This is a genomic window from Cryobacterium sp. SO1 (assembly GCF_004210215.2).
Classification (GTDB): domain Bacteria; phylum Actinomycetota; class Actinomycetes; order Actinomycetales; family Microbacteriaceae; genus Cryobacterium.
The window spans coordinates 1235103-1257349 of record NZ_CP067394.1; the positions used below are offsets into that span (position 1 = coordinate 1235103).

Here is a 22247-nt window from a genome sequence, read left to right on the forward strand (position 1 = left end):
GCTAGAACGGTCCGTTGACCGCTTCGCGGGCTCGCTGGGAACAGCGGGCCCGCGCACGCGTAAGCTGAGGGAACTATGAGCAGCGTCACCGCACCACCCCTCGCCACCCCGCCGTCCGTCGACCCGTCGCACACGACGACCGTGATCGCCCCGTCGTCGGCGGCGCGAGACGACGAGGGTCGGCCCCGCACCTACGAGGTGCGCACCTTCGGCTGCCAGATGAACGTGCACGACTCCGAACGGCTCAGCGGCTCGCTCGAGGCCGCCGGCTACGTGTCGGCCGCGGGCGCCGAGGCCGACATCGTCGTGATCAACACCTGCGCGGTGCGCGAGAACGCCGACAACAAGCTCTACGGCAACCTCGGCTACTTGGCCTCGGTCAAGCGCAAGCACGCCGGCATGCAGATCGCCGTGGGCGGCTGCCTCGCCCAGAAGGACAAGGCCACCATCCTCGCCAAGGCCCCCTGGGTGGACGTGGTGTTCGGCACCCACAACATGGGCTCCCTGCCCAGCCTGCTCGAACGTGCCCGGCACAACGGCGAGGCCCAGCTCGAGATCCTCGAGTCCCTCGAGACGTTCCCCTCCACCCTGCCCACCAAGCGCGACTCCAGTTACAGCGGCTGGGTGTCGATCTCGGTCGGCTGCAACAACACCTGCACGTTCTGCATCGTGCCGGCGCTCCGCGGCAAGGAGAAGGACCGTCGTCCCGGTGAGATCCTCGCCGAGATCCAGGCCCTCGTCGACGACGGAGCGATCGAGGTGACCCTGCTCGGCCAGAACGTGAACTCCTACGGCGTGGAATTCGGCGACCGGCTCGCGTTCGGTAAGCTGCTGCGCGCGGCCGGCCAGATCGAGGGGCTCGAACGCATCCGCTTCACCAGCCCGCACCCCGCCGCCTTCACCGACGACGTCATCGACGCCATGGCCGAGACCCCCGCCGTGATGCCGCAGCTGCACATGCCGCTGCAGTCCGGATCCGACCGTGTGCTCAAGGCCATGCGCCGCTCCTACCGTTCCACCAAGTTCCTCGGCATCCTCGAGCGGGTGCGCGCGCAGATGCCCGACGCGGCGATCAGCACCGACATCATCGTCGGCTTCCCCGGCGAGACCGAGGAGGACTTCCTCGAGACCATACGGGTCGTCGAGGAGTCCCGGTTCGCCACGGCCTTCACCTTCCAGTACTCGATCCGGCCGGGCACTCCCGCCGCCACCATGGCCGACCAGGTGCCCAAGGCCATCGTGCAGGACCGCTACGAGCGGCTCATCGCCCTGCAGGAACGGATCTCTTGGGAAGAGAACAGCAAGGTCGTCAATCGTGAGGTCGAACTGCTCGTCGCCAACGGCGAAGGCCGCAAGGACGGGGCGACCCACCGGCTCAGCGGCCGCGCACCCGACAGCCGCCTGGTGCACTTCGACGTGCCGGCCGGTTCCGACCTGCCCCGCCCCGGCGACATGGTCACCGTCACGGTCACCCAGGCCGCGCCGTTCCACCTCATCGCCGATTCCCTCGACGGCGCGCCCTTGCGCATCCGCCGCACCATCGCCGGCGACGCCTGGGACCGGGAGCAGGCCGAGTCCTGCGGAGTGCCCACCCCGGCCGGCACCAGCAGCGCCGTCTCGCTGGGCCTACCGACCCTGCGGGTGGGCGGCCCGGCCGCGCTGAACCTCACGAACCTCAACCAGCACGGCGGCGCCACGACCATCCCGATCTACCCCGTCGACGACCAAGAACGCTAGACCGCGGTGCTCGTTGTCATCGTCGGGCCGACCGGTACCGGCAAATCCGAGCTGTCGCTGGACCTCGCCGAACGGTTGATCACGGCCGGCCGCCCGGCCGAGATCGTGAACGCCGACGCCATGCAGCTGTACCGCGGCATGAACATCGGCACCGCCAAACTGCCGGTGGCCGAACGCCGCGGAGTGCCGCACCACCTGCTGGACGTGCTCGACGTGACCGACGAGGCCACCGTCGCCCGCTACCAGGTCGAGGCTCGTACCGCCATCACCGGCATCCTCGAGCGTGGCGCCGTGCCGATCCTGGTCGGTGGGTCCGGCCTGTACGTCTCCTCGGTGGTCTACGACTTCCAGTTTCCCGGCACCGACCCCGTGCTGCGCGCCCGGCTCGAGGCCGAACTGGTCGAGCAGGGTCCCGGCCTGCTCTATGAACGACTGAAGACCGTCGACCCGGACTCCGCCGTGCGCATCGGCGCCAGCAACGGTCGCCGGATTGTGCGTGCCCTCGAGGTCGTCGAGCTCACCGGCGCCCCGCACACCGCAGTGCTACCGGGAGATCCGGTCTACTGGATGCCCGCCGTGACACTCGGTCTGCGCCTGCCCCGCGAGGTTCTCACCCCGCGGCTGGATGCCCGGGTGGACCGGATGTGGGCGGCCGGACTCGTCGAGGAGGTGCGCGGGCTGCTCCCCGCGGGGCTGGAGGGCGGCGTGACCGCCAGCCGGGCGATCGGCTACGCGCAGGCCCTCGGCCAGGTGCGCGGCACCCTCGCACAGGCCGACGCCGTCGAAGCGACCCAGCAACTCACCCGGCGTTATGCCCGCCGCCAGGTGAGCTGGTTCAAACGCGACCCGCACACACACTGGATCGACGCCGACGCCCCCGACCGTGTCGAGCAGGCGGCCGCTCAGCTGCCCTGACGCGAGAAGCACGCGGGCCCGAGTCCCTAAACTGGGCACATGGGCATCGATCTGCACTTCTCCAAAGGCCACGGCACCGGCAACGACTTCGTGCTCTTCGCCGACCCCGACGGTCTGCTGACGCTCACGCCCGAGCAGATTCAGGACATCTGCGACCGCCAGTTCGGCGTCGGAGCCGACGGCATCATCCGCGCCGTGCGCTCCGCCCACCTCGACGCCGGCGCGGCCGCCCTCGCCGAAGACGACGGTGCTGAGTGGTTCATGGACTACTGGAACGCCGACGGCACGGTGTCGGAGATGTGCGGCAATGGCATCCGCGTCTACACCCGGTTCCTGCTCGAGCAAGGGCTGGTCGAGCTCGGCCCTGGCGAGACCCTGGCCATCGGCACCCGCAGCGGGGTGCGCGACGTGCAGCGGAACGCCACCGGCTACCAGGTGGACCTGGGCCGCTGGCGTCTGGAGCCGGGGGAGACCCTCGTGCGCGCCAAGAACCTCGCTGTGGCCCGCCCGGGCCTCGGCATCAATGTGGGCAACCCGCACGTCGTCGTCGCCCTCGCCGACGAGGGCGAGCTCGACAGCGCCGACCTCACCTTCATCCCGCAGCTCGAACCGGAGCCGGCCGAGGGAGCCAATGTGGAATTCGTGCTGCCGCACGACCCGCTGGTGGTCGACGGCGTCGGCCGTATCCGGATGCGCGTGCACGAGCGCGGCAGCGGCGAAACCCTCTCCTGCGGCACCGGCGCTGTCGCGGCCGCGCTGGCCACTCGGCACTGGGCCGGCCAGGGCGCGCCCAACCAGTGGCGCGTCGAGGTCCCCGGCGGTGTGCTGGGCGTGCGGATGTTCCCCACCGAAGACGGCGAGCACGTTTCGCTCTCCGGTCCCGCGACCCTGGTCTTCACCGGAACCCTCACCGTCGCCTGAGCCGCCCGTCCCATTCCGCGAACTGCGAGTTAAGCCCCAAGTTCGCGCGTTTTTGGGTGCTTAACTCACAGTTCGCGGCAGGGAAAGGGGCTGGGTCTAGGGGAGGCGGTGGGTGCGCAGGATGCGGAAGCCCTTGTCGGTGGCGTACCGGGAGACCGCCAGGGCACCGGGCTGGTCCGGGAACTCCTCGGCCAGCCAGCGCTGCAGCGAATCGGACCCGAGGTTGCGCTGCACAACGAGCCAGGCATCCGTGCCGGGCGTCAGCCACGGCAACCAGTGCTCGAGCATCGAGTGCAGCTCGGCCTTGCCCACGCGGATGGGCGGGTTCGACCAGATGCCCGCGAAAGACAGGGTTTCGGGAACATCCGCCGGCAGAACCGCGTTGATGTTGGTGAGTCCGAGGTTGGCGGCGTTCATCCGCACCAGCTCGAGGGCTCGCTCGTTGACGTCGACGGCCCAAACCGTGGCGGACGGATCGGCCAGAGCCAGGTGCAGGCTGATCGGTCCCCAGCCGCAGCCGAGGTCCAGCACATCCCCGCCGCCGGAGGGCAGCGGAGCCTCACGCATCAGAACCTTGGTGCCGGTGTCGATGTGCTCGGGAGAGAAAATCGCGTTCGCGGTGGTGACCTCGCGGATCGCGCCGGCGATCTTCACGGTGATCTGCCGCAATTTCAGGTCGCTGCCCGGAGCCGACGAGAAATAGTGTTCGGATGCCATACAACGAACTTATCGAAAGAAGAGGAACTACAGTTAAAGCAATGGATGAATCAACCGCTCCACACGACGATGACGATGTAGTTGCGCGCGTGCTGGCGAGCGCCGAGAGCCGTTCGTCCGGCTACTCCTTATTCGCTAGCGGGTCCGCACAGGCCCTGCAGGCCCGACCTGCCGACGGCGGATTCGACGGCGGCGATCACGACGGTGAACAGACCGAGCGTGAAGACCGCAATGCCCTGCGCCGCGTCGGTGGGCTCTCCACCGAACTGCAGGACGTCACCGAGGTCGAATACCGCCAGCTGCGCCTGGAGAACGTCGTGCTGATCGGCGTGTACTCCGCCCGTAGCCTGCTCGACGCCGAGAACTCCATGCGCGAGCTCGCCGCCCTGGCCGAAACCGCCGGCGCCACCGTGCTCGACGGTCTGCTGCAGCGCCGGGCCACGCCGGACCCGAGCACGTATCTCGGCAAGGGCAAGGCCCTTGAACTCGCGTCTATCGTGGCGGCGCTTGGCGCCGACACCGTGATCGCCGACTCCGAACTGGCGCCCAGCCAGCGGCGTGCCCTGGAGGACGTGGTCAAGGTGAAGGTCATCGACCGCACCGCCGTGATCCTGGACATCTTCAGCCAGCACGCCAAGAGCCGGGAGGGCAAGGCGCAGGTCGAACTCGCCCAGCTCGCCTACCTGCTTCCCCGCCTGCGCGGTTGGGGTGACTCGATGTCCCGCCAGGCCGGTGGCCAGGTGGGTGGCGCCGGGGCCGGCATGGGCTCGCGTGGACCCGGTGAGACGAAGATCGAACTCGACCGCCGCCGCATCCACACCCGCATGTCGCGGCTGCGGAAGCAGATGATCGAGATGAAGCCGGCCCGCGAGGCCAAGCGCGCCAATCGCAAGCGCAACGCGGTGCCCTCCGTCGCCATCGTCGGCTACACCAACGCCGGCAAGTCCAGCCTGCTCAACCGCATCACCAAGGCCGGGGTGCTCGTGGAGAACTCTCTCTTCGCCACCCTCGACGCCACCGTGCGCAAGTCCACGACGGCCGACGGCCGGCTGTACACCTTCACCGACACCGTCGGTTTTGTGCGCAACCTGCCGCACCAGTTGGTCGAAGCGTTCAGGTCCACCCTCGAAGAGGTCGCGGACTCCGACGTCATCATCCACGTCGTCGACGCATCCCACCCCGACCCAGCCAGCCAGCTGGCCACGGTGCGTGAGGTGATCGGCGAGGTCGGCGCCAGCGACATCCACGAGCTGGTGCTGTTCAACAAGAGCGACCTGGTCGGCGACGACGACCGTCTGGTGCTGCGCGGACTGGCCCCCAAGGCGATCTTCGTGTCGGCACGCACCGGTGAAGGCATCCAGGAGGTGCTGCAGGTCCTGGAAACCATGCTGCCCCGACCGGAGATCCGGTTGGACCTGCTGATTCCGTACGACCGAGGCGACCTCATTCCGATCCTGCACGAGCAGGGCAAGGTGCTGGCACTGGACTACTCGGAGACCGGCACCCAGGTCACCGCACTGGTCTCGCCCGGTATCGAGGCCCAGTTCACCCCGTACGTGGTGATCCCGGCCATCGCCGGCTAAGACGCATCCCGCCCGAAGGCGGCACCCTCATCCTGAACCAGGAGCGAGTGCCGCCTTCGGCTCGTTAAGCCGTGTGAATGCGGCACGTAACATTCGGCCATGCACCAGCGCGGCCCGAACGCGCATTGTTAGAGTCATCTCATTCGTTGCCGGCAGGGATATCCTGCCCGGCATGGAGCGACAGCCGAGCCCGGCACCCGCCCGCGAGCACCTGCCGGTTTGCCCGGCGGTCCGCGGCCGCCAGGCCCACCGATCTGAACCCACCATGCCGAATGAGGAACCATGACCGCGAGCCCAGAATCAGCATCAACGGACCCGGCCTGTCCGCCCACCACGCCATTCTCGTTCGAGCTGTACCCGCCCAAATCGGATGCCGCCGCAACCGCACTGCACACCACCATCGACGCCCTCGCCGCGGCCGCACCCGACTTCATCTCGGTGACCTACGGGGCCAGCGGCTCCTCCCGCACCTCGTCCCTGGACGTGCTTCGCTACATCCTCCAGGCCACCCGGGTCGACCCGATGGCACACCTGACCTGCGTCGGCTCCTCGCACGCCGAGGCGAGCAGCCTGATCCGCGAGTTCCTCGACGCCGGAGTGCGGAGCTTCCTGGCCCTGCGCGGAGACCCGCCCGAGGGGCTCGCGGAAGGCGACACCTTTCTGGGCGACCTGCAGAGCGCCGGTGAACTCGTGCAACTGATCCACCGGGTACAGGCCGAACGGGTGCCGTACCGGGAGACGCCGATCCCCGGACTGCCCCGTGCCCGCGCCGTCAAGACCGAACACGAACACGTGCGCATCGCGGTGGCCGGGTTCCCGAACGGGCACCCGCGCTCCCGGTCCACGGCGCAGGACATCGACACCCTGCTGGCCAAGCAGGCCGCCGGAGCCAACCTTGCCATCACCCAACTCTTCTTCCACGCCGACCACTACCTGAGCTTCATCCAGCGGGCCAGGGAGGCCGGGGTGGAGTTCCCGATCCTCCCGGGGATCATGCCCGTCACCAGCCCCGGCCGGTTGCGGCGCATCCTCGAGCTCTCCGGTGAGGACCTGCCCTCCGAGCTGGCGATCCAGCTGGAGGTCGAGCCCACCGCCGAAGGTCAGCGCGAGATCGGCATCGACCATGCCGTGACCCTGGCGCGAAAGCTCATCGCCGGCGGCGCGCCCGGCCTGCACCTCTACGCCTTCAACCAGCACGAGACCGTCCTCACCGTCCTCGACCGCGCCGGTGCTCTGGCGCCCGGCCGGTCCCAACCCGCACCCCCGACCTCGCCCAGCGCCTCTCTCGGCGTCCACACCGGCATTAACTCCACGAAGGACTATTGATGACCACCACCGTCCCCGCATTCCCCACCGGAACGATCCTCGGCTACCCCAGAATCGGACGCCGGCGCGAACTGAAAAAGGCCGTCGAAGCCTTCTGGGCCGGCCGCATCGACACCGCCGAGCTGGAGGCGGTCGCGTGGGCGCTGCGTCGCACCACCAGGGAGCGCCTCGCCGGACTCGGCCTCGGCCGCGCCGACTCGTCGATCCCCGAGAGCTTCTCGTTCTACGACCAGGTGCTGGATGCCGCCGTCACGGTGGGCGCCGTGCCCGACAGGTTCGCGGACCTCGTTGACGCCGACGGTCGCCTCGACCTGGCCGGCTACTTCACCCTTGCTCGGGGCGCGGGCCAGAACCTGCCCCTCGAGATGACCAAGTGGTTCGACTCCAACTACCACTACCTGGTGCCGGAGATCGGCCCCGAGACCCGGTTCCACCTCGCCAGCGACCGCATCGTGCGGGAATTCGAGGAAGCCGTCGCCGACGGTTTCCTCACCCGGCCGGTCATCGTCGGCCCGGTCACCTTCCTGCTGCTGGCCAAGCCGAGCGAAGTGGCCCCGGCCGGCTTCCACCCCCTCGACCGCCTCGACGACCTGCTGCCCGTCTACGCGACCCTGATCGAACGCCTCGCCGCGGCCGGCGCCGAGTGGGTGCAGCTGGACGAACCCGGTCTCGTGAGCGAGAGCATCGGCATCCCGCGAGATCGCGCCCTGGCCGCCCTCGCCCAGGCCTACAAGACCCTCGGCGGGCTCGACTCCCGCCCGGCCCTGTTCGTCGCAGCCCCCTACGGCAGCCTCGACGACGCCCTTCCCGTGCTGGCCGGCACCCCGGTCGAGGCGATCGGCCTGGACCTGGTGCGCGGCACGGTGCCGGCCGGCATCCCCGGGCTGGACGACACGACCCTCGTTGCCGGTGTCATCGACGGCCACAACATCTGGCGGGGGGACCTCGCGGCGGCATTCGACACAATCGGCCGGCTGCGCGCCCTGACCGACCGGGTCACGGTGTCCACCTCCACCTCCCTGTTGCACCTGCCGCACGACGTCACCGACGAGACCAAGCTCGGTGCGGACCTCACCGGCTGGCTGGCCTTCGCCGATCAGAAGATCGGGCAGGTCGCCACCCTCTCTCGCGGTCTGACCGCGGGCCGGGACGCCATCCAGGCCGAGCTCGCTGCGGCCACAGCATCCCTCGCCGAGCGCCGGGTCGCACCCGGCGTGCGCGACGGTGCCGTGCGCGCCCGGCTCGACAGGCTCAGCCCGGCGGACTTCAGCCGCGGCGACTACGAGACACGGCTCGCCGCGCAGACGGCCGTGCTCAACCTGCCGCCGTTGCCGACCACCACCATCGGCTCCTTCCCGCAGACCGGCGACATCCGCCGCGCCCGTGCCCGCTTGGTCTCCGGCGAGCTGGACCCCGCCGCCTACCAGGACCTCATGCGCGCCGAGATCGACCGGGTCGTGCAACTCCAGGAAGACCTGGGCCTGGACGTGCTGGTGCACGGCGAACCCGAACGCAACGACATGGTGCAGTACTTCGCCGAGAACCTGGACGGCTTCACCGTGACCGAGAACGGCTGGGTGCAGTCCTACGGCAGCCGGTGCACCCGACCGTCCATCCTCTGGGGTGATGTGTCCCGGCCGGCGCCGATCACAGTGGAATGGTCCAGCTACACCCAGAGCCGCACCGAGAAGCCGGTCAAGGGCATGCTCACCGGACCGGTCACCATCCTGGCCTGGTCGTTCGTGCGTGACGACCAGCCGCTGGGCGAGACCGCCCGTCAGGTCGCGCTCGCCCTCCGCGACGAGATCCGAGACCTCGAGGTTGCGGGCATCCAGGTCGTGCAGGTCGACGAGCCGGCGCTGCGGGAGCTGCTGCCGCTGAAGAAGAAGGACCACGCGGACTACCTCGACTGGTCCGTCGGATCGTTCAGACTGGCCACCGCCGGCGTGGCCGATGCGACCCAGATCCACACGCACCTCTGTTACTCCGAGTTCGGGGTCGTCATCGACGCGATCCGCAACCTCGACGCCGACGTCACCAGCATCGAGGCCGCCAGGTCGAAGATGGAGGTCGTGGCCGATCTGCAGGCCAGCGGCTTCGACCACGGTATCGGCCCGGGCGTCTACGACATCCACTCGCCCCGCGTGCCCGGGGTGGCGGAGATCACCGAGCTGCTCGAGCGGGCGCTTGAATCGATCCCCGCCCGCCAGGTCTGGGTCAACCCGGACTGCGGGCTGAAGACCCGCGGCTACGCGGAGACCGTGGAGTCGCTGCGCAACATCGTCGACGCGACGCGCGCCGTGCGGGCGACCCTGGTCTGATCCGTTTTCTTGAGTTCCGCCGGTAACAGAACAGGCCCGACCCCACGCGGGGTCGGGCCTGTTTCGTGGGAACCGGGGCTAGACCGAACGCAACACCGCGACGACCTTGCCGAGGACCTCGGCGTAGTCGCCCAGGATCGGCTCGAAGTTGGTGTTGCGTGGCAGCAGCCAGGTGTGGCCGTCACGCTGCCGCAGCACCTTCACGGTGGCCTCGCCGTCGAGCATGGCGGCGACGATCTCACCGTTCTCCGCGGTCTTCTGCTGACGGATGACCACCCAGTCACCGTCGCAGATGGCGGCGTCGATCATCGACTCACCGACAACCTTGAGCATGAACAGCTCGCCCTTGCCGACCAACTGGCGGGGGAGCGGGAAGATCTCGTCGATCTGCTGGTCGGCCATGATCGGGATACCGGCGGCGATGCGTCCGACGAGCGGCACCATCGCCGCGTCGCCCACCTGGATGCCGGACTGGTAGTCGTCTGCGGCGCCTGGCGTGACCTCCTCGGAGGACTGGGGCAGCTCGATGAGCACCTCCAGCGCGCGTGGCCGGTGCGGGTCGCGACGCAGGTACCCGCTCAACTCGAGCTGGTGCAGCTGGTGGGTCACGCTTGACAGCGAGGACAGGCCCACCGCGTCACCGATCTCGCGCATGCTCGGCGGATAGCCGCGGTCGCGGACCGAACGCTGGATGACGTCCATCACGGCGCGCTGTTTATCGCTCAGGCTCTTGCGGCGTCGCGTGCCGCCCTTGTCCCGAGGTGTGCTCTGTTGTGCCACGGTGTCGCTCCTCTGGTTAGTCGGTTGGGCTGGTGCTCGGTCTGGGGCTGGTGTTGCTAGCTGTGCGGCACGGACCGTGCCGGCACATGGTGCCACCGAAGTGCGTCTGAGAACCGTCGGCGGCAATGTCGGTGGTGTCTGTTTGAGTACTGCTACCCGATCAAAACTGTAGCCACCGAGCGACGATGTCGTAGACATGCATTCGAGTGTGTTGCGGAATATCTCTCCACAATATCCGGAAACAGGGTTGATTGTTCGAACACTCGAAGATATATTCGGAACATAGATTCGCATCTGGCCCTCCCGGCCGAGGGCCAGATGCGTTACCAGGAGGTTTGACATGAGCGCATACGCAGTGAAGCCCGGCTCCATCACCCACGCCGCGGCCAGCCACACCCGAATCAGCCCCGCCCAGGCCAGCACGCCCACCACGCACCTGCGACTGACCCGTCGCGGGCGCGCCGTGTTCACCACCCTCGCCGCGGTGCCCCTGGTGCTCGGCGCCATCGGCGTCGCCCTCAACGGCGGCATGGCCGCGGCCGAGGGCACCGCAGGCATCGGCGCGGCCGCTTTCGACTACGTCACCATCGAAGCCGGCCAGTCCCTCTGGCAGCTGGCCGAGACGATTGCCCCGTCGCAGGACCCGCGCGACGTGATCGCCGACATCGTCAACCTCAACCAGCTCGCCTCCGAGGCCGTGCAGCCCGGCCAGCGCCTCGCGCTACCCGCCGACTACTGATCCGGCCGACTACTGATCCGGCCGACAACTGATCCGGCCGACAACTGATCCGGCCGCCGCATGATCCGGCGCCCGCGTGATCCGGCCACCGCACAGGCCCGTTGAATGAGGCCCGGCGCGGCGCAACTAAGCTTGTTCGGGTGACCAGCCTCGACGACCTGCCCCTGCGTGCCAACCTCCGTGGACAAATCCCGTACGGTGCACCCCAGCTGCACGTGCCGGTGGCGTTGAACGTCAACGAGAACACCCACCCGATCCCGCCCGCCGTCGCCTCCGACATCGCGGCCGCCCTGGCCGACGCCATCCTTACCGTCAACCGGTACCCCGACCGGGAATTCAGCCAGCTGCGGGACGATCTCGCCGGCTACCTCGGCCACGGTCTCACCCGCGACAACATGTGGGCGGCCAACGGCTCCAACGAGGTTCTGCAGCAGGTGCTGCAGGCCTTCGGCGGCCCGGGCCGGTCCCTGCTCGGCTTCGCCCCGACCTACTCGATGTACTCCATTCTCGCGTCCGGCACCGATACCCGCTGGATCCCCGGCGACCGCGACGCCGACTACGAGCTCTCGCCGGAGACCGCCGCCCGGTGGGTGCGGGAGAGCGCGCCGGACATCGTCTTCCTCTGCTCGCCGAACAACCCCACCGGCACACCGCTGTCCCTGGCGACTATCGCAGCCGTCTACAACGCCACCCCGGGCATCGTCGTGGTCGACGAGGCCTACGCCGAGTTCGCACCCGACGGCACCGACACCGCCCTGACCCTGTTGCCGGGCCGGGAACGCCTACTGGTGTCGCGCACCATGAGCAAGGCGTTCGCGTTCGCCGGCGTACGGCTCGGCTACCTCGCCGCCGACCCGGCGGTCACGGATGCGCTGCGCTTGGTGCGGCTGCCTTATCACCTGTCCGCGCTCACCCAGGCGGCCGCCGTCGCGGCGCTGGCCCACACCGGCGAGATGCTCGCCATGGTCGACGACATCCGGGTGCAACGCGACCGGCTGGTCACCGAGCTGAGGGCTCTAGGCTTCAGCCCACTCCGCAGCAGCAGCAACTTTGTGCTCTTCGGCGGGGTCGCCGACCCGCGCGCCACCTTCGAGGCGCTCCTTCTCGACGGCATCCTGATCCGCGACGTCGGAATCCCCGGCCACCTGCGGGTCTCGGCCGGCACCGCCGCCGAGACGACCGCGTTCCTGGACGCCATCGCACGGCTCGCTCCGATAGCCGAATAAACTAACGCCATGAGCAATGTCACGCCCTCGCCTCGCCGTGCCCACCTGCAGCGCGAAACGAGCGAATCGAGCATCGACCTGTCGATCGACCTCGACGGCACCGGGGTGAGCGACATCCACACCAGTGTGCCGTTCTACGACCACCTGCTCACGGCCTTCGCGAAGCACTCGCTGACCGACCTCACCGTGCACGCCAAGGGCGACATCGAGATCGACGTGCACCACACCGTCGAAGACATCGGCATCGTCCTGGGTCAGGCCATCAAGCAGGCCCTGGGCGACAAGTCCGGCATCTCCCGCTACGGCGACGCGCTGGTGCCGTTGGACGAAGCCCTGGTGCAGGCCGTGGTGGACATCTCCGGGCGGCCCTACCTGGTGCACACCGGGGAGCCGGCCGGGTTCGAATTCCACCTCATCGGCGGCCACTTCACCGGCTCCATGGTGCGGCACGTCTTCGAAGCCATCGCCTTCAACGCCGCGCTCACGGTGCACGTCACCGTGGTCGGCGGCCGCGACCCGCACCACATCGCGGAGGCCGAGTTCAAGGCCTTCGCCCGCGCCTTCCGCCAGGCCAAGACCTACGACGCGCTCGTGTCCGGGATCCCGTCCACCAAGGGTGCCCTGTGACCTCGGTCGTCGTCCTGGACTACGGCACCGGCAACGTGCACTCGGCCGTCAAGGCGCTCGAGCTGGCCGGCGCCGACGTCACCCTCACCGGTGACCGCAAGCTCGCCCTCGAAGCCGACGGCCTCCTCGTTCCCGGCGTCGGCGCGTTCAGCGCCGTGATGGCGGCACTGAACGACGCCCACGGTGGGGACATCATCGACAAACGCCTCTCCGGCGGGCGCCCGGTGATGGGGATCTGCGTGGGCATGCAGGTCATGTTCGAACACGGCGTCGAACGCGGCGTCGACACCGAGGGCCTCGGCGAGTGGCCGGGTACCGTCACCGCGCTGCCGGCACCGGTGCTGCCGCACATGGGCTGGAACACCGTCACCGCCGACCCCGAGTCGGTGCTGTTCCGCGGGCTGGAGGAGGAGCGGTTCTACTTCGTGCACTCTTACGCCGCCCAGGAATGGACCCTCGACGTCATGCCGCCGTTCCCGGTTCCCCGGCTCACCTGGGCCGAACACGGAGCACCGTTCCTGGCCGCGGTCGAGAACGGCCCGTTGACGGCCACCCAGTTCCACCCGGAGAAGAGCGGGGACGCGGGCATCCGCCTGCTGAAGAACTGGCTCGGCACGCTCCGCGACTAGACATCCCCAGTCGGCCGCTCACACGCTGCCGCACGAACACGAAAAGGTCACCACAGCACATCATGAGCGAGTTCAACAAGACCCCGAAGCTGGTCCTCCTGCCCGCCGTCGACGTCGCCGACGGCAAGGCCGTGCGCCTCACCCAGGGTGAAGCCGGCACCGAGACCAACTACGGCGACCCGATGGATGCCGCCCTCGACTGGGCGAACCAGGGCGCCGAGTGGATCCACCTCGTCGACCTCGACGCGGCGTTCGGCCGTGGCAACAACACCAGCGTGCTCAAGAAGGTCATCAAGCAGCTCCGCGGCGTCAACGTCGAGCTCTCCGGCGGCATCCGCGACGACGCATCGCTGGAAGCGGCACTGAACACCGGCGTGAAGCGGATCAACCTCGGTACCGCCGCACTGGAGAACCCGGAGTGGGCCGCGAGTGTGATCGCGCAGTACGGCGACGCCATCGCGGTGGGCCTGGACGTGCGCGGCACCACCCTCGCCGCCCGAGGCTGGACCAAGGACGGCGGCGACCTGTGGCAGGTGCTCGAACGTCTCGAAGAAGCCGGCTGCACCCGGTACGTCGTCACCGACGTCACCAAGGACGGCACCCTCAAGGGCCCGAACCTCGAACTGCTGCGCGAGGTCATGGAGCGCACCCACCGCCCGGTGATCGCCTCCGGTGGCATCGCCAGCCTCGACGACATCGCGGCGCTGCGCGAGCTCGTGCCGCTGGGCCTTGAGGGCGCGATCGTGGGCAAGGCGCTGTACGCCGGCGCGTTCACCCTCGCCGAGGCGCTGGATGTCTCCGGCGCATAACCTCGGCTCCACCGGCCGGCCGGACCCGGGCGCCGACTCCGCCGGCCAGCCCTGGGCGGGCCGGTCCCTGGACGACACCGCGTTCGCCGACGATGACGGCCTGGCGCCGCCGGCGCTGATCGCCGCGCTCGGCCGTTTCCGTGCCAGAGAGCTGGGCGAGGAGGGCGTGATCGACGCCCTCCGCTCGGCGCGTCTGCTGATCCCGCTGGTTGCCGCGCTCGGCGCGGATGCGGACGGCGGTGACGGCGCCACCGGGTCCGCCGAACATAGCCCGCACGGCCTGCGGGTCGACAAGACCCAGGAACTGTCCATCATCACCGTCGCCGGGCCGGACGGCCGGGCGGTGCTGCCGGTGTTCTCGTCTTCCGCCACGATGCGCCAATGGAACACCGAGGCCAGGCCGGTGCCCGCCGACGCGGCCCGGGTGGCCCTGGCGGCCGCGCAGGAGAACACCGACCTGGTGGTGCTCGACCCCACCGCCGAGACCGAATTCGTCGTGCGCCGGCCGGCGCTCTGGGCCATCGCGCAGTCCGCGCCGTGGACCCCGAGCTACGCCAGCCGTCAGGTCGCCGCCGCGTTCGAGGAGTCCATCACGACCGAACTCGCCGCACTGTCGGTTCGCCTCACCGCCGGAGACCCCGAGGCCCGGCTGGCCGGACCCGAGCTGATCGTGCGCCTTGAGCTCGTCGACGGGCTCAGCCGCGCGGACCTCGACGCCACCCTGGCCCGCCTGGCCGCCCGCTGGGCCGCCGACGACGTCATCGCCACCGGCGTCGATTCCCTGCGCGTGCAGCTCGTCGCCTCCGCCTGACCCGTCCCGCCGCATCCGCCCGTCCCGCGCGCGGCATCCGCCCCGGCAGCACTAACTATTACCACTCCGGACAATTGCACCCGGTGTGCCGGGCACAATTGTCCGCATCGGGAACAGTGGGGGCGGCATCCGGGCCGATGTCGGTGGGATCGGGGAGGATGGGAGGATGACGGAGATTCTGCAGCGACTGTCGCCGGCCACCCGAACCTGGTTCTCCGGCGCGTTCGACGCTCCCACCGAGGCTCAGCTCGGCGCTTGGGACGCCATCTCCCGCGGCTCGCATACCCTCGTCGTCGCCCCCACCGGGTCGGGCAAGACCCTGGCCGCGTTTCTCTGGGCGCTCGACCGGCTCTACTCGGCCTCCGCAGGCACGCCGACGGTGACGGATGCCGCCGCCACTGATACCGCCGCCATGCCTGCGTCTTCCTCAGCTGCCGCCGCCATGCCTGCGTCCTCCCCAGCTGCCGCCGCCGCGCCTACGTCCTCCCCAGCTGCCACCGCCGCGCCCACCGGCACCCGGGTGCTCTACATCTCGCCGCTGAAGGCCCTCGGCGTGGACGTGGAACGCAACCTTCGCGCGCCACTGGTGGGCATCGGCCAGGCCGCCGAACGGCTCGGCCTGGCACCGGTGCGGGTGACCGTCGGCGTGCGGAGCGGCGACACCCCCGCCGCGGACCGCCGCGCGCTCGTGAAGACGCCACCCGAGATCCTCATCACCACCCCGGAATCACTCTTCCTGATGCTCACCTCCGCCGCCCGCGAGTCGCTGCGTGGTGTCGACACCGTGATCATCGACGAGATCCACGCCGTCGCGGCCAGCAAACGCGGCGCGCACCTCGCCGTGTCCCTCGAACGCCTCGACGCCCTGCTCGCCAAGCCGGCCCAGCGCATCGGCCTGTCCGCCACGGTCCGGCCGGCGTCGGAGGTCGCCCGGTTCCTCGGCGGCCTCGAGCCGGTCGAGATCGTGGCGCCGAAGAACGAGAAGCGATTCGACCTGCGCGTGGTCGTGCCCGTCGACGACATGACCCAGCTCGGCGCCGTGTCCGCCCCGGAGGGCGCCACCTCCGCCGCCGCCCCGCAGACCGGGTCGATCTGGCCGCACGTCGAAGACGCCATCGTGGATGCCGTTCTCGCGCACTCCTCGTCGATAGTCTTTGCCAATTCCCGGCGGCTGGCCGAGCGGCTCACCGCCCGGCTCAACGAGATCTATTCCGATCGGCTCGCCGCCGCGGACGAGGCCGAGCTGGTGCTCGCGGGTGGCCCAAGCGGCAGCGCAACGGATGCCGGCGGCACGGCTGGCGCCGGACCCGGCGCGGCAGGCGGCGCCGGCGCATCCTCTGCCCGGGCTGCCGTCACGCCACCGCCGCGGCCGCCCGCGGAACTGCTGGGCGGCAGCGGCCAGAGCGAGGGCGCCGAAGCGCTGCTCGCCCGCGCCCACCACGGCTCGGTGAGCAAGGAACAGCGGGCCATGATCGAGGACGACCTCAAGTCCGGGAGGCTGCGCTGCGTGGTGGCCACCTCGAGTCTTGAGCTCGGCATCGACATGGGCGAGGTCGACCTGGTGGTGCAGGTCGAATCGCCGCCGTCCGTGGCCAGCGGCCTGCAACGGGTGGGCCGGGCCGGCCACCAGGTCGGCGAGGTCTCCAGGGGCATCATCTTCCCCAAACACCGGGCCGACCTCATCCACGCCACCGTCGCCGCCGAGCGGATGGTCTCCGGCATGATCGAGTCGCTGCAGGTGCCCGCGAACCCACTCGACATCCTCGCCCAGCAGACCGTCGCCGCCGTCGCCCTCGAACCCATCGACGCCGAGGAATGGTTCGACGCCGTGCGGCGGAGCGCACCGTTCGCGACCCTGCCCCGCTCCGCGTACGAAGCCACCCTCGACCTGCTCGCCGGCCGGTACCCGTCCGACCAGTTCGCCGAACTGCGACCACGCATCATCTGGGACCGCGACTCGGGCCTGCTCACTGGACGGCCCGGCGCCCAACGCCTGGCCGTCACCAGCGGCGGCACCATCCCCGACCGCGGCCTGTTCGGCGTCTTCATGGTCGGCGGCGACTCGCCCACCGGCCGCCGCGTCGGCGAGCTCGACGAGGAAATGGTCTACGAATCCAGGGTCGGCGACGTGTTCGCGCTCGGCGCCACCAGCTGGCGCATCCAGGAGATCACCCACGACAGGGTGCTCGTGGTGCCCGCGTTCGGCGAACCGGGCCGGCTGCCGTTCTGGAAGGGCGACGGCCTGGGCCGGCCCGCCGAGCTCGGTGCGGCCATCGGCGCCTTCCTCCGTGAGGTGTCGGCGCTCACCCCCGCCAAGGCGAACGCGCGGTGCCTGGCCGCGGGCCTTGACGCACGCGCGACGACCAACCTGTTGGTCTTCCTCGACGAGCAGCGTGCAGCCACCCGGTACCTGCCCACCGACCAGACCCTGGTCGTGGAGAGGTTCCGTGACGAGCTCGGCGATTGGCGGGTCATCCTGCACTCGCCGTTCGGCCTCACGGTGCACGCGCCCTGGGCCCTCGCCGTGGGCGCCCGGGTGCGCGAGCGCTTCGGCATCGACGGAGCCTGCGTCGCCAGCGACGACGGCATCGTGGTGCGCATCCCCGACACCGAGGCGGAACCGCCCGGCGCCGACCTCTTCGTCTTCGACCCGGACGAACTCGAGCAACTCGTCACCGATGAGGTCGGCGGCTCCGCCCTGTTCGCCTCCAGGTTCCGCGAGTGCGCCGCCCGCGCCCTGCTGCTGCCCCGGTACCGGCCGGGCAGCCGGTCGCCGCTCTGGCAACAGCGGCAGAAGGCATCCCAGCTGCTGGACGTGGCCCGCGAGTACCCGTCGTTCCCGATCATCCTCGAAACCATCCGCGAATGCCTGCAGGATGTCTACGACCTGCCTGCCCTCGTGGCGCTGGCCAAGCAGGTGGCCAGCCGGTCGATCCGGCTGGTGGAGACCAGCACCGACTCGGCGAGCCCGTTCGCCAACGCCCTGCTCTTCGGCTACGTCGCCGCGTTCATGTACGAGGGCGATTCGCCGCTGGCCGAACGCCGGGCCACCGCCCTCTCGATCGACTCCGGACTGCTCGCCGAGCTGCTCGGCCGGGTGGAACTGCGGGAACTGCTCGACCCCGTGGTGATGGAGCGCACCGACGCGGAACTGCAGCGGGTGGCACCGGACCGTCGCGCCAAGGGACTGGAGGGTGTCGCCGACCTGCTCCGCGGCCTCGGCCCGCTCACCGTCGCCGAAGTTGCCGCCCGGCTGCAGACCAGCGCCCACGTCCCCGCGATCGCTGAGACACCGGATGCGGGCGAGTCCGAGTCCGACGCCACCGACGGCCCCGACGCATCCGCACCGCCCGCCGCCACCGAGGCCGAGGCCCGCGCCCACCTCGACGCCCTCACCAGTGCCCGGCGTGCCCTCAAGGTGGGTATCGCCGGCGAGGAACGCTGGGCGGTGATCGAGGATGCCGGCCGGTTGCGCGACGCCCTCGGCGTTCCGCTGGCCCCCGGCATCCCCGAGGCCTTCACCGAGAGCGTGAAAGACCCCCTCGGCGACCTGGTCAGCCGGTACGCCCGCACCCACGGGCCGTTCACCACGGCCGACGTCGCCGCCAGGTTCGGGTTCGGCGCCGCCATCGCCCTGGGTGCCCTGCGCCGGCTGGCGGATGCCCGGCGGATCCTCGAGGGCGAGTTCCGCCCGCACGGCAGCGGCAGCGAATGGTGTGACGCCGAGGTGCTGCGCCGCCTGCGCCGCCGCTCGCTTGCGGCGCTGCGGCACGAGGTCGAGCCCGTCGACCAGGCCACCCTCGGCCGGTTCCTGCCGGCCTGGCAACACGTGGGCGGCAAACTGCGCGGCGTCGACGGCGTTGTCTCCGTGATCGAACAGCTCGAGGGCGCCCGCATCCCGGCTTCCGCCTGGGAGACGCTGATCCTGCCCGCCCGGGTGAGCGACTACAACCCCGGCATGCTCGACGAACTCACCAACGCCGGCGAGGTGCTCTGGGCCGGCGCCGGCACCCTCGCCGGCAACGACGGCTGGGTGAGCCTGCACCTGACCGACACGGCTCCGCTCACCCTGCCCGTCCCCACCGCGTTGGACACCACCGCGCTTCAGCGGGAGATCCTCGCCACCCTGGGCACCGGTGGCGGCTACTTCTTCCGGCAGCTGGCCGACTCCGTGGGCAGCCAGGACGACGGCGAACTCGTCGACGCGCTGTGGGACCTGGTCTGGTCCGGCCTGGTGAGCAACGACACCTTCGCCCCGGTGCGCTCGCTGGTCTCCGGCGGCAAGACGGCGCACTCCACTCGCCGCGCCGCGCCGCGCGCCCGGCTGCACCGCGGCCGCGCCCTGCCCCGGCCCAGCCTGCCCAGCCGCCAGGGCCCGCCCACGGTGTCCGGTCGCTGGTCGATCGTGCCCGTCGCCGACACCTCGGCCACCCGCCGGGCGCACGCACTGGGCGAGACCATGCTTGAACGCTATGGCGTGGTCACCCGCGGCGCCGTGATGGGCGAGAACGTGCTGGGCGGTTTCGCGCTGGTCTACAAGACCCTCAGCGGCTTCGAGGAGATGGGCCGGTGCCGCAGGGGCTACTTCGTCGAGGGGCTCGGGGCGTCCCAGTTCGCCACGGCCGGCACCATCGACCGGATGCGTGGCTACGTCGACCAGGCGGGGCGCGCCGAACGCGGCGACAGGTCGGCGGCGAGCACGGTGACCCTGGCAGCCACCGACCCGGCCAACCCGTATGGCGCCGTGCTGCCCTGGCCGGCCCTGCCCGAGGGCACCGGCCATAGGCCCGGACGCAAGGCCGGCGGCCTCGTGGTGCTCGTCGACGGGCACCTGGTGCTCTATGTGGAGCGCGGCGGCAAGTCGATGCTCGTCTTCGATCCGGCCGCCGCCGACGCGGACAGACTTGAGGGTACGGACGACGCGACGACGTCCGCCGCGCCTTCCGCGCCCGCCGCGCGGGCAGGTTCTGCTCCGGCCCGTTCGGCGGCGGCGGCGCGCACCGCCCCGGCGAAAGCGGGCACGCCTCGACCGGCGCCGTCCGACACCGTGCTGGCGGCCGCCCGGTCGCTCGCCGCGACGGTCACCGCCGGGCGGGTGCCCAAGCTCGCGGTGGAAACCGTGAATGCCGAGTTCGTGCTCGGCACCACGGTGGGCGACGCCCTGCGCGCCGCCGGCTTCACCGAGACACCGCGGGGGCTGAGGCTCAGTGCCTGAGGGCGACACCGTTTACCGCAGTGCCCGCAGCCTGGACGAGGCCCTGCACGGTGCCACACTCACGCGCTGCGACCTCCGGGTGCCCGCCTTCGCCACCGTCGACCTCACCGGCCAAACCGTGCACGAGGTCATCAGCCGCGGCAAACACCTGGTGGCGCACGTAGGGGAGACCAGCATCCACTCGCACCTGAAGATGGAGGGCACCTGGCATCTGTACAGGCACGGCACGAAGTGGCAGCGGCCGGCGTTCCAGGCCCGAATCGTGCTGGAGACCGCGGACTGGGTGGCCGTGGGGTTCGAGCTGGGCACCCTTGAACTGTTTCCCACGGCTGAGGACGAGCAGCACCTCGGCTACCTGGGCCCGGACCTGCTCGGACCCGGCTGGGACGCGGCGGAGGCGGTGCGCCGGCTGCGCGCGGCAGGCACCACTGCGGCTGCAAGCAGTTCGGCTGCAATCGGTGCAGCGGGCGCACGTACGGCCGCTATCACCGGGGCCGGGAGCAGCGCGGGGGAGCGGCCGGTCGCGGTCGCCCTGGGCGACCAGCGAAACCTGGCCGGGCTCGGCAACGTGTACGTCAACGAACTGTGTTTTCTGCGCGGGCTGCTTCCTACCCGGCCCGTCAGCGAGGTCACCGACCTTGACGGCCTGGTGGCGCTGGCGCACCGGCTGATCACCGCCAACCGGGATCGCTCGGAGCGCACCACCACCGGCAATCTGCGCCGGGGCGCGCGCACCTTCGTCTACGGGCGGGAACGGCAGCCCTGCCGACGCTGCGGCTCCCGCATCCGGAGCGGCGAACTGGGCCGTAGCGAACTCGAGAAGCGGGTCACCTACTGGTGCCCGCGCTGCCAAACCTGAGGCGTGAACAGGTCGCGCCCCTGCGTTGGTCGAGCCTGTCGAGACCTGGTGACGTGCGCTCGGGTCGTCCCCGACCGTTGGTCGAGCTTGTCGAGACCTGGTGAGGTTGTCTCGCGGGGTCTCGGCAGTCTCGGCAGCGGGGTGGTGCGTTCTCGAGGTCGTCTTGCGGGGTCTCGACGGGCTCGACCAGCGGGGTGGTGCGTTCTCGAGGTCGTCTTGCGGGGTCTCGACGGGCTCGACCAGCGGGGTGGTGCGTTCTCGAGGTCGTCTCGCGGGGTCTCGACGGGCTCGACCAGCGGATGCGTCGCGACCGATCGTTGGTCGAGCTTGTCAGACCTGGTGGCGTGCGCTCGGGTCGCGCCCACGCGTTGGTCGAGCTTGTCGAGACCCCGTGAGATCGACTCCACAGGTCTACTTCGACAGGCTCAGCACGGCGTCGACAAGTTCGACCAGCGAGATGGTTGGGAAAAAGCCCTAGTTGACCGGGCCGGTGAACTTCTCGCCCGGGCCCTGGCCGATCGGGTCGGGGATGCTGGAGGCCTCGCGGAACGCCAGCTGCAACGAGCGCAGACCGTCGCGCAGACTCCGCGCGTGCATGTCAGAGATGTCGGGGGCGGATGCCGTGATGAGCCCGGCCAGAGCCGTGATCAACTTGCGCGCCTCATCCAGGTCGATCTGCGTGTCGGGGTCGTCGGCGAGCCCCACCTTGACCGCCGAGGCGCTCATCAGGTGCACCGCAGCGGTCGTGATGATCTCCACCGCCGCCACATCCGCGATGTCCCTCGTAGCCTGGCTGGACTGGTCCTGATCGTAATTGTCGCTCACTGGTTTCCTCTGCTATGCTTACCCGGGCTCCGAGATGAAAGTCTCGGTACGAAAGTGGATAATCTCCCACCCGCGCTTGACCGCTTCATAAAGGTTACCGGGTAGTTTGCACTCCGCCGTCGCTTGCTGGTTTCCAGCTTGCACGGCAGATAGGGTGCCGCACGTGGTTGATGAGTGGTGGAACAAGGAAATGTTCTGACACCAGGA

The 22247-nt window shown here is 70.0% G+C and carries 17 protein-coding genes; 14 read left to right on the forward strand and 3 right to left on the reverse strand.

The genetic code is table 11. From position 1 onward, the window contains the following. Positions 1 to 75: 75 nt before the first annotated feature. Genes miaB through dapF form a run of 3 tightly spaced genes read left to right on the forward strand, consistent with a single transcriptional unit; the run spans position 76 to position 3573 of the window. Positions 76 to 1737: a tRNA (N6-isopentenyl adenosine(37)-C2)-methylthiotransferase MiaB gene (gene miaB, locus BJQ95_RS05785; RefSeq protein ID WP_130175942.1), complete on the forward strand. Its 1662-nt coding sequence runs from the start codon at positions 76 to 78 to the stop codon at positions 1735 to 1737. A 6-nt stretch (positions 1738 to 1743) separates the two neighbouring features. Beyond that, complete coding sequence (gene miaA / locus BJQ95_RS05790) at positions 1744 to 2652, forward strand: tRNA (adenosine(37)-N6)-dimethylallyltransferase MiaA (RefSeq protein WP_130175943.1); 909 nt, start codon at positions 1744 to 1746, stop codon at positions 2650 to 2652. Positions 2653 to 2691: 39 nt separating this feature from the next. Beyond that, a complete protein-coding gene (gene dapF, locus BJQ95_RS05795; RefSeq protein ID WP_130175944.1) occupies positions 2692 to 3573 on the forward strand; it encodes a diaminopimelate epimerase in 882 nt (293 codons plus the stop codon). A 96-nt stretch (positions 3574 to 3669) separates the two neighbouring features. Here dapF and BJQ95_RS05800 read toward each other — a convergent pair whose 3' ends face one another. Next, positions 3670 to 4290, reverse strand: a complete 621-nt coding sequence (locus tag BJQ95_RS05800; protein ID WP_130175945.1) for a class I SAM-dependent methyltransferase — start codon at positions 4288 to 4290, stop codon at positions 3670 to 3672. Positions 4291 to 4331: 41 nt separating this feature from the next. On the opposite strand from BJQ95_RS05800, the gene hflX reads away from it, so the two are divergent. From hflX to metE, 3 genes are all read left to right on the forward strand, one after another. Next, entirely contained in the window at positions 4332 to 5873 is a 1542-nt protein-coding gene (gene hflX, locus BJQ95_RS05805) for a GTPase HflX (protein ID WP_130175946.1), read from the forward strand. A 282-nt stretch (positions 5874 to 6155) separates the two neighbouring features. After that, positions 6156 to 7199, forward strand: a complete 1044-nt coding sequence (locus BJQ95_RS05810) for a methylenetetrahydrofolate reductase (protein ID WP_130175947.1) — start codon at positions 6156 to 6158, stop codon at positions 7197 to 7199. Then, complete coding sequence (gene metE, locus BJQ95_RS05815; protein WP_130175948.1) at positions 7199 to 9520, forward strand: 5-methyltetrahydropteroyltriglutamate--homocysteine S-methyltransferase; 2322 nt, start codon at positions 7199 to 7201, stop codon at positions 9518 to 9520. The genes BJQ95_RS05810 and metE overlap by 1 nt, the downstream gene beginning before the upstream one ends. A gap of 78 nt (positions 9521 to 9598) precedes the next feature. On the opposite strand, the gene lexA is transcribed toward metE, so the two are convergent. Continuing rightward, entirely contained in the window at positions 9599 to 10222 is a 624-nt protein-coding gene (gene lexA / locus BJQ95_RS05820) for a transcriptional repressor LexA (RefSeq protein WP_240694547.1), read from the reverse strand. 418 nt (positions 10223 to 10640) lie between these two features. Between lexA and BJQ95_RS05825 the strand changes: the two genes are divergently transcribed. The 8 genes from BJQ95_RS05825 (at position 10641) to BJQ95_RS05860 (ending at position 21215) form a co-directional block, all read left to right on the forward strand. Continuing rightward, positions 10641 to 11039, forward strand: a complete 399-nt coding sequence (locus BJQ95_RS05825) for a LysM peptidoglycan-binding domain-containing protein (RefSeq protein ID WP_130175950.1) — start codon at positions 10641 to 10643, stop codon at positions 11037 to 11039. Between the two features lie 140 nt (positions 11040 to 11179). After that, positions 11180 to 12265, forward strand: a complete 1086-nt coding sequence (locus BJQ95_RS05830; RefSeq protein ID WP_130175951.1) for a histidinol-phosphate transaminase — start codon at positions 11180 to 11182, stop codon at positions 12263 to 12265. A gap of 9 nt (positions 12266 to 12274) precedes the next feature. Beyond that, complete coding sequence (gene hisB, locus BJQ95_RS05835; protein ID WP_130175952.1) at positions 12275 to 12892, forward strand: imidazoleglycerol-phosphate dehydratase HisB; 618 nt, start codon at positions 12275 to 12277, stop codon at positions 12890 to 12892. Then, a complete protein-coding gene (gene hisH, locus BJQ95_RS05840; RefSeq protein WP_130175953.1) occupies positions 12889 to 13521 on the forward strand; it encodes an imidazole glycerol phosphate synthase subunit HisH in 633 nt (210 codons plus the stop codon). Before hisB ends, hisH begins: the two co-directional genes overlap by 4 nt. Before the next feature lie 62 nt (positions 13522 to 13583). After that, positions 13584 to 14330 carry a bifunctional 1-(5-phosphoribosyl)-5-((5-phosphoribosylamino)methylideneamino)imidazole-4-carboxamide isomerase/phosphoribosylanthranilate isomerase PriA gene (gene priA / locus BJQ95_RS05845; protein WP_130175954.1) on the forward strand — a complete coding sequence of 249 codons (747 nt, stop codon included), beginning with the start codon at positions 13584 to 13586 and terminating at the stop codon, positions 14328 to 14330. Continuing rightward, the gene (locus tag BJQ95_RS05850) at positions 14314 to 15141 is read left to right on the forward strand and encodes an SseB family protein (RefSeq protein ID WP_130175955.1); all 828 of its coding nucleotides are present in this window, start codon (positions 14314 to 14316) and stop codon (positions 15139 to 15141) included. The genes priA and BJQ95_RS05850 overlap by 17 nt, the downstream gene beginning before the upstream one ends. Positions 15142 to 15307: 166 nt before the next feature. Then, positions 15308 to 20356 carry a DEAD/DEAH box helicase gene (locus tag BJQ95_RS05855; RefSeq protein WP_130175956.1) on the forward strand — a complete coding sequence of 1683 codons (5049 nt, stop codon included), beginning with the start codon at positions 15308 to 15310 and terminating at the stop codon, positions 20354 to 20356. Beyond that, positions 20349 to 21215 carry a DNA-formamidopyrimidine glycosylase family protein gene (locus BJQ95_RS05860; protein ID WP_130175957.1) on the forward strand — a complete coding sequence of 289 codons (867 nt, stop codon included), beginning with the start codon at positions 20349 to 20351 and terminating at the stop codon, positions 21213 to 21215. Before BJQ95_RS05855 ends, BJQ95_RS05860 begins: the two co-directional genes overlap by 8 nt. 474 nt (positions 21216 to 21689) lie before the next feature. Here BJQ95_RS05860 and BJQ95_RS05865 read toward each other — a convergent pair whose 3' ends face one another. Then, on the reverse strand, positions 21690 to 22040 hold the full coding sequence (locus BJQ95_RS05865; RefSeq protein WP_130175958.1) for a DUF1844 domain-containing protein: 351 nt from the start codon (positions 22038 to 22040) through the stop codon (positions 21690 to 21692). Positions 22041 to 22247: the final 207 nt, after the last annotated feature.